The 8,254-nt window shown below is 62.3% G+C and carries 8 protein-coding genes; 4 read left to right on the plus strand and 4 right to left on the minus strand.

Annotation, left to right across the window (positions count from 1 at the left end; genetic code table 11):
- Positions 1 to 29 precede the first annotated feature (29 nt).
- Together JOZ06_RS10200 and JOZ06_RS10205 are read right to left on the minus strand one after the other, a co-directional pair.
- Positions 30 to 575, minus strand: a complete 546-nt coding sequence (locus JOZ06_RS10200) for a BON domain-containing protein (RefSeq protein WP_293232054.1) — start codon at positions 573 to 575, stop codon at positions 30 to 32.
- A 151-nt stretch (positions 576 to 726) separates the two neighbouring features.
- A complete protein-coding gene (locus tag JOZ06_RS10205; protein ID WP_293232056.1) occupies positions 727 to 2,127 on the minus strand; it encodes an MFS transporter in 1,401 nt (466 codons plus the stop codon).
- Between the two features lie 117 nt (positions 2,128 to 2,244).
- On the opposite strand from JOZ06_RS10205, the gene JOZ06_RS10210 reads away from it, so the two are divergent.
- Together JOZ06_RS10210 and JOZ06_RS10215 are read left to right on the plus strand one after the other, a co-directional pair.
- A complete protein-coding gene (locus tag JOZ06_RS10210; protein ID WP_293232058.1) occupies positions 2,245 to 3,159 on the plus strand; it encodes a LysR family transcriptional regulator in 915 nt (304 codons plus the stop codon).
- 135 nt (positions 3,160 to 3,294) lie between these two features.
- Positions 3,295 to 3,762, plus strand: a complete 468-nt coding sequence (locus JOZ06_RS10215) for a hypothetical protein (RefSeq protein WP_293232060.1) — start codon at positions 3,295 to 3,297, stop codon at positions 3,760 to 3,762.
- Between the two features lie 214 nt (positions 3,763 to 3,976).
- Here the strand turns inward: JOZ06_RS10215 and JOZ06_RS10220 are convergent, their stop codons facing one another.
- The gene (locus JOZ06_RS10220; protein WP_293232068.1) at positions 3,977 to 5,608 is read right to left on the minus strand and encodes an APC family permease; all 1,632 of its coding nucleotides are present in this window, start codon (positions 5,606 to 5,608) and stop codon (positions 3,977 to 3,979) included.
- A 192-nt stretch (positions 5,609 to 5,800) separates the two neighbouring features.
- Between JOZ06_RS10220 and betA the strand changes: the two genes are divergently transcribed.
- Both betA and JOZ06_RS10230 read left to right on the plus strand, forming a co-directional pair.
- Entirely contained in the window at positions 5,801 to 7,468 is a 1,668-nt protein-coding gene (betA, locus tag JOZ06_RS10225; RefSeq protein WP_293232062.1) for a choline dehydrogenase, read from the plus strand.
- Entirely contained in the window at positions 7,465 to 7,731 is a 267-nt protein-coding gene (locus tag JOZ06_RS10230) for a cyclic nucleotide-binding protein (protein ID WP_293232064.1), read from the plus strand. The genes betA and JOZ06_RS10230 overlap by 4 nt, the downstream gene beginning before the upstream one ends.
- Positions 7,732 to 7,889: 158 nt before the next feature.
- Here the strand turns inward: JOZ06_RS10230 and JOZ06_RS10235 are convergent.
- Positions 7,890 to 8,254: DUF2220 domain-containing protein (locus JOZ06_RS10235; RefSeq protein ID WP_293232066.1), on the minus strand; the 365-nt coding region annotated here is incomplete at its 5' end.

The raw sequence follows: 8,254 nt of genomic DNA on the forward strand, positions 1-8,254 counted from the left end.
ACGGTGGTTTTACCTTGGGGGAGCGTGCTTTAACCGCTAGGGGCGAAAGGCGAAAATTCTGTCCCGATGGCTGACGACTTCGGCATCACCGGATAATTCGGCTTACGAGTGCCGACGATCGTGTTTTGGATCACCAGTTCCACGTCCGGCGTCTGCTTGACGAAGGCCTCGATACCCGCCACAACCACCTTGCCGTGCACGCAACCTTCGACGTAGACAAAGCGGCGCTGCACGGTGATCCACAAGCTGGCATCGGCAAAGCGGCGGCTTTGGGCAAACCGGCGCTGCAGATCCTTGCCGATGTCGGCGTCGTACATATAGGCATTCGGCTTCTTGCACTTTCCCGCCAGCCAGCAACTGGTGCCGCGCTCCACGCGCGAATGCTCTTGCAGCTTCATATCCGTTTCGGCAATGAAGGGGCCCAGCGGCCGAGGGCAGTTGGCAATACGATCGCGCACCTGAAAGAAGGGGTCGTTGAACCAGTTTTTGAGCGGCGGCGCGCCCGACGCTGCCGTACTGGCAAGCAGTACCAGACAGCAGCCGAGCCGGCGGATGGCGTAAGAGGGCAATCGCACGGAGACCCCCACAGATCGGTTGGATGATTTCTCAGTGTAGTGGGTTGCGGGACGGCTTTCTCTCCAGTCTTGTAGCGTGCGTTCGCGCAGCAACGCACGTTTTGCGAGCGTCCTGAAGCCGTGCGTTGCTGCGCAAACGCACGCTACCCCCTCAGGCCCGCGCCGCCTCGCTCACCTTCTTGCCGGCGGCCTGGGTGCGCGAGCCGATGCGCAAGCAGCTCACCGCCGCCGCGCAGACCGAAATTGCCGCCGCCACCAGCAGGCAATCGCGCGTGCCGGCGATGCCGAATAGGCTCAGGAACAGCGCCACCATCGCGGCGCCGGTGGTCTGGCCCAACAGGCGCGCGGTCCCGAGCATGCCGCTGGCGCCGCCGCTGCGTTGCGGCGGGGCGGCGGAGAGCATGGCGAAGTTGTTCGGCGATTGGAAAAAGCCGAAGCCAATGCCGCAAACCGCCATGCGCCAAGCGATATCACCTGGCAGCGGGTGCGCCGGCAACGTGCCGAGCAATGCCAGACCCAGCGCAAAAATCGACAAGCCGATGCCGCCGAGCAGACCTGGCGAGTGACCGTGCTCCACCAGCCGGCCGGCCAGCGGCGCGACCACGACGATGGCCAGCGGCCACGGCGTCAGCAACAGGCCGGTCTCGGCCGCGCTCATGCCGAGCTGGCTCTGCAGATAAAACGGAATCGCCACCATCGCCAGCATCTGGGCACAGAACGACGTGATCGAGGTGGCGATCGACAATCCAAACACCGGGATGCGCAACAGATCGAGCGGCAACAGCGGCGAGGGCAGCGTCATCTGCCGGCGCACGAACAGCGTGCCCACCACGGCGGTGAACAGCAGCAGCGCCCCCAGCTCCAACGGGTTGGCGTGATGGCCGAAGCCGTCCACGCACACGATCAGCGCACCGAAGGTCAGCGCATTGAGCAGCGCGCTCAGGGAATCAAAGCGGCCGGCGGTCTTGGCCGGGTTGTCCGGCAGGGTTTTCAAGCCAATGAAAAACGCCGCCACGCCCAACGGCACGTTGATGGCGAAAAGCCACTGCCAGGGCGCGATCGACAGGATGCCAGCGGCCAGCGTCGGCCCGGCGGCGGAAGACAACGCCACCACCAGCGCATTGAGCGCCATGCCGCGCCCCAAGTGCTCGCGCGGATAGATGATGCGGATCAGCGCGGTATTGACGCTCATGATGCCGGCGGCGCCGAAGCCCTGTGCGGCGCGCGCCAGCGTCAGGGTCGGCAGGCTGCCGGCGAGCGCGCACAGCAGCGAGGTAACGCTGAATAGCGCCAGGCCGCATTGGTAAACACGGCGGTAGCCGAAGAAATCGCCGAGCGACGCCAGCGCCAGCAGCGACACCACCACCGCCAGTTGATAGGCGTTGATCACCCAGATGGAAGCGGCGGGGCTGGCATGCAGATCGTTGGCAATCGCCGGCAGCGCCACGTTGGCGATGGCGCCATCGAGTACGGAGAGACTGATGGTGAGGGCCACCGTGGCAATGGCCCAATAGCGTTGCGGGACGGGTACACCGTCATGAGGCGTGTTCATTGGTCGATCAATACAGTTATCGTTCTGTTTTATTTTAATAAAATACGATATTCGGTTCTATAATATCATTCGTCTTAATTGAGTCGTTTTACGACCTAATCAGCATCGAGGTCCGCCGTGGAGCTGCGCCAGCTGCATTACTTCATTACCGTCGCCAAGGAATTGCACTTCGGCCACGCTGCCGAGCGCCTCGGCATGACCCAGCCGCCGCTCAGCCAGCAGATTCGCGCGCTGGAAGAGGAGCTGGGCATCCGGCTGTTTCACCGCACCAACCGGCGGGTGGAGCTGACCGAGGCGGGCCAGGCGCTGCAGCAGGACGTCGAGCGCCTGCTCACCGAACTGGACCTGGCGGTGTCCCATGCGCGCCATATCCACCAGGGGCAGAGCGGCATTCTGCGATTGGGCATTACCGTCTCGGCGCCGTTTGTCGAAGTGTTCGCGCGCTCGGTGCTGACGTTTCGCCAGAGCCATCCTCATGTGCAGCTGAGCTTGCACGAGCACGCGTCGCAGGCGCAGGTCGAAGCGCTGCTGGAGCGGCGGCTGGATATCGGCATGCTGCGGCCGCTGAATCTGCCGCAAGACCTGGAGGCGATCGAGCTGTTGCGCGAGCCGCTGGTGATGGCGATGCCGATCACCCACCCGATGGCGCAAACGCCGCCCGACCAGGCGGTACCGCTGGCCCGCTTCGCCCACGAGGGCTTTGTCGCCTTTCCGCGCGGCGTCGGCTTCGCGCTGGAACGGCAGATCAACGAACTGTGCCGCCAGGCCGGCTTCGTGCGCCGCATCGTGCAGGAAGCCCGCGAAACCACCACCCAGATCGCGCTGGTCGCCGCTGGCCTCGGCGTGGCGATCATCCCGGCCCTGCAGCAGCGTATCCAGGTGCGCACCGTCACCTACCGCACCATCGCCGACGAAGCGGCGCAATCGTCGATCTGGATGGTGTACCGGCGCTTTCAGCAAAACTCGCTGGTGCGCGATTTCATCAACCTGGTGCGAACGGAGTTGGCGCGGGAGGGGAAGAATGATCCCTGATCGACGCTCCACCCACCCACTGACATGACGATTCAAGTTCATCGCCAGTTTTGTGACTGTTTGTGACATATTGTTATGTTATATGTACTAAACTACCGTCACATTTCAACTGCAATGGAATTGTTAGGATCGATCATGCATAAAAAAACGGCCTGTGCGTTCGTGGCCCTCACCATCGCACTCGGCGGCTGCGCTGCTGATTTTCAGTCGTCCGCCTCGGACAATGAGATGCAGCAACGCCAGGAACTGGCGACGCGATTGACGATGAAGCTGATCTCAGTGGACTCCCAAGCAGCAACGAGCATTCAAGGGATCATGCCGAATGGCGTTTCGAGATTGCCTGTGGCGCAGCTCTCCAACATCATGGTCCATCCCGCGCAGGCCAATGCCGCCCCGGTGCCGGCAAACCATTTCGAAATCAAAAAGTCGACTTCCGCGGAAGTCGAAAACCTGCTGGGCACACCGGGTTATACGCTCAAGCATAAGAATGAATCGTTCACGTACACCTACAGAGCCGTGGCGAATTTCTACGTCACCTACCTGTTCGACAAGAGCAATGCCCTGCAAACCATCTATGCCTATCGCGACGACAATTTGAATTGAGAGCGTAAAGGCCTGTTTGTAAACCTCATGTTATGGTGCGTTGCTACGCGAACGCACTACTCACATCTAGCGTGCTAGTACTACTGCGTTAGCTCCTGGTCTCGCCTCGCGGCGGCATTGGCGCAATGCCGCGCATTGCGCGGCGATTGCTCCCTACGATCCCGGATGCGCACTCGCGTAGGGCGCACTCGCCGAAGGCAGTGCGCCATAGATACTAGGCAGGCAGCACCGTCAAAAACGCGGACAGCGCCAGCGCTGCAATGCCGCCGGCCAAGGCCAGATAAGGCAGCAACCCGGCGCGCGCGCACGGCAGCGCCATGTCCTCGGCCATCGACGGCGGAAATTGGCCTTTGTCCTGCCAGTAGTGGCGATAGGCAAAGACCGGCAGGATCATCAGCACCGTCAGCAGCCCATTACGCAGTGTGTGTTCGCCCTGAAAGTTCGCGCCCGCTCCCACGAAGACCAGATCCAGATAGCCCAGCCCGGCGCCGAAGGCCAACAGCCACAGGCTGCAACGATAGGGCCGTATCCAGTCCGCGCGGTCCATGCGGTGAATCCACCCCGCTTGCAGATTGAGAAAAACGAAAATCATGTAGCAGACATTGGAAACCGACAGCACCACCATGTCGTTCGACATCAACAACAGAAGCAGATTGAACAGCAAGTCCGTCCACATCGCACAGGTCGGCGCGCCTTGGGCATTCACCCGCGACAGATAACGCGGCAGCCAGCCATCGCACGAGGCCTGATAAAGCGTACGCGACGACCCCATCATCGAGGTCATCACGATCAGCAGAATCGACAACACCAGCATGGCGACGATGAGGCGCGTCAGCAGGAACCCGCCGCCAATGAAACGCGCCATGGCCGTGCCGACGCCGGAACCATCGACGATCGCCGGCGCCAGCATGCCCTGCAAGCCCAGTTTGCCTTGAAAGGCCATGGGCACCGCAATGAACATGAACAGGCACAACAGACCGGACGAGAAAATAGCGCGGAAAGTATCCTGCCGGGGATTGCGGAACTCGCGGGTGTAACAGACGGCGGTCTCGAAGCCGAACGTCGACCAACACGCCAAGAACATCGCACCCAAGGCGGTGCTGACGCCCGCGGCGTTCCAGCTGCCCATCACGGAGCCACCGGCGGCGTCGTGCGCCAAGGGCAGCAACGGCAAAAAATGCTGCGATGGCATCGCGCCGGTCGCCAAGGGCACCAGCGCGATGATCAATAGCGGCGCCAATGAGGCGATGCCGAGGATTTTTTGGGTCTTGGCCGCCGAGGCTGCGCCGCTGTGCTGCAATTTGAACGTCAGCAACAAAAAACAGGCGGCAAGCACGAAGGTGGCGTTCACGCGCAAGGTCAGACCCTGGCTGATGCCACCAAGATCAAGCAGGGTGATTTGCCACGTATTGATCGCGGCATCGGCGGGAAAGCCATTACTGAGCACATAGCTGGCCGCTAGGCTAGACCCCAGGGCCAACATGGGCGACCAGGCGATCCAGTTGCACCAGACGGAAACCGGCGCCAAAAACTTGCTGTAAGGCGCCCATGCCATCGCGCCGTACACCGACGCGCCGCCAGACTTGTGCGGATACAGCCCCGAGATCTCGGCATAGGTAAACGACTGGACGAATCCCACCAGAATCGCCGCGATCCAAATCAGCCACGCGGGCGTGCCGATCGTGGCCGAGACCCCGCCGATGGTGAACAGCACCCCGGCCGGCACACCGCTGGTCACCCAGAACGCATCCTTCCAGTTCAGATTACGGTGCATGTGAAGCGCCCCGCCCTGAGTGGCATCCTGATGTATCGACGCCCCGGCGTCGAGGACCTTCTCGTGTTGCATGCTCACCGTGTTCCTCCTGTTGGACGCTGGCGGGCATGCCCTGCCAACAGACCGGCGGCATGACGGCGTCACGCTTTTTCATTATCTCTTTCCTGAAGGATTTGAGACCCGACCAAAAGGGCGAGGTCTCAAATCCGCGCGGAGACGATACATTCCCGAATCTCCGGCGGTGGGGCAATGGAAAGGACAGAGATGAGCACGGTTGAGGAGTTCGATTACATCATTGTCGGCGCAGGCTCGGCCGGATGCGTGCTGGCGGCCAGACTGACCGAAGACCCGGATGTCAGCGTACTGCTGCTCGAAGCCGGCGGGCCGGATTGGCGACTCGACTGGCGCACGCAAATGCCCGCCGCGCTGGCCTACCCATTGCAAGGCACCACCTATAACTGGGCGTACTCGACCGAGCCGGAACCGTACATGGGGCGTCGGCGCATGAGCCAGGGCAGAGGCAAAGGGCTCGGCGGCTCGTCGCTGATCAACGGCATGGTGTACATCCGCGGCAATGCGCTCGACTATGAAGGCTGGGCCGCGCGGAAAGGCCTGGAAAACTGGCGTTACGCCGATTGCTTGCCGTATTTTCGCAAGGCGGAAACCTACGACAAAGGGCCGAACGACTACCATGGCGGCGACGGCCCCTTGCATGTCACCACCCCCAAAGCCGATATCAGCCCGCTGTTCGAGGCCTTTCTTCAAGCGGCGGAACAAGCCGGCCACCCGCGCACCGCGGATCTGAACGGTTTCCAGCAGGAAGGCTTTGGCATGATGGACCGGACCACCACGCCGACGGGCCGGCGCTGCAGCACTTCGCTGGCCTACCTGGATCAAGCCAAACAGCGCCCGCAACTCACCGTGCGCACGCGCGCGCTGGCGGACCGTATCCTGTTCCAAGGCGTGCGCGCCGTTGGCGTCGCCTACCTGCAAGGCGAACAGCCGCGCCAAGCGCGCGCCAGACGCGAGGTGATCGTCAGCAACGGAGCGATCGGCTCGCCGCAGCTACTGCTACGCTCCGGCATCGGCCATGCCGACGAGTTGCGACAGCACGGCATCGCGCCGGTCCTTCATCTACGCGGCGTGGGCGAGAACCTGCAGGATCATCTGGAGATGTACCTGCAGTACGAATGCACCCAGCCGGTCACGCTCTACCCGGCGCTGCAGTGGTGGAACAAACCGGCCATCGGCGTGGAATGGTATCTGCGCGGCAGCGGCATCGGCGCATCCAATCATTTCGAGGCGGGCGGGTTCATTCGCAGCGGCACGGCATTCGACTGGCCGAACCTGCAATACCATTTCTTCCCGCTGGCGGCGAATTACGACGGCAGCAATCCGGTCCGCTGCCACGGCTTCCAATGCCATGTCGGCTCAATGCGCTCGCTCAGCACCGGCTTCGTCAAGCTAGCGGGACGCGATCCGCGCCTGCCCCCCCGGCTGCGCTTCAACTACATGGCGCAAGACGCCGACTGGCGCGAATTTCGCGCCGGGGTCCGCCTCACGCGCGACATCATTGCCCAGCAAGCGCTGAGCGGATTCCGCGGCCGTGAAATCCAGCCGGGCATCGCGGTGCAAAGCAATGCCGAGATCGACGCCTTTGTCCGCCGCCACGCCGAAACGGCGCTGCATCCCTGCTGCAGCTGCAAGATGGGCGCCGAAGACGACCCGACGGCGGTCGTCGACGGCGAAGGACGGGTCCATGGCGCCAGCGGTCTGCGCGTGATCGACGCCTCGATCATGCCGCAAATCATCACCGGCAATCTGAATGCCCCGACCATCATGATGGCCGAAAAACTGGCGGACGCGATTCGCGGGCACGCGCCGCTACGGCCGGCGAACGTGCCGTTTTACCGGGCGGACCGGCGCGCTTGACGGATCGCGATCATCCCGTGGACCGCTACGATCTCATTGGCTTAGTTGGCGTTACCGCCTATTTGGCGGCATATTTCGGCGTGCAGCTGATGGGCTGGCGTACGAATAGCGCCGGTTATCTCGCGCTCAATGTCTTCGGCCCGCTCTGTATCCTGGTTTCCCTGGCGCACAGTTTTAACCTGGCCGCCTTCGTCACCCAATGCGCCTGGCTGGCGATCACGCTCTTCGGCGGCTGGCGGGCCTGGCGCAAGAACGGCGCCTGATGCCCCCGGGGCAGGGAATAACGTGTGGGTAAGAATCTCTAACAAAAGCACCGGCCAGGTTTTGTAGCGCGCATTCGCCGCAGGCAATGCACGTCTTGCGCGAGTCCTCAGGCCGTGCGTTGCTTCGCGAACGCACGCTACCCAACCGTGACACGGCATTACCGCGGCAATTGCCCGAGCATGCGGCTGACCCAGCCGAATCCCAAATGCTCTTGCTCAAGGCGAACGCCTGCGCCGAGGCGGTTGTCGCGCAGATCGTCATAGAGTGCCCGTTCTTCCACGGTCAGTCTGGGGAGATCCGCGCGTTGCGGCTTGTCCTCCACTCCCCATAGCTCGCGATGGGCGTTCAATGTCTCCCTATCCATCAAAATCGAGACCACATGGGGAAAATGCTCGCGCAACTGATTCAAAATGGCGAAGCCATGCGTATCGATATCACCCCAGTAATGGACCGTGCATGCCGCCAGCCACTGCGCGCGCGACAAGATATCCCATCCATATCCGGAGCCGAAAATGGCCATTG

It is taken from the genome of Paludibacterium sp. (assembly GCF_019232825.1).
In the GTDB taxonomy this organism is placed as follows: domain Bacteria; phylum Pseudomonadota; class Gammaproteobacteria; order Burkholderiales; family Chromobacteriaceae; genus Paludibacterium.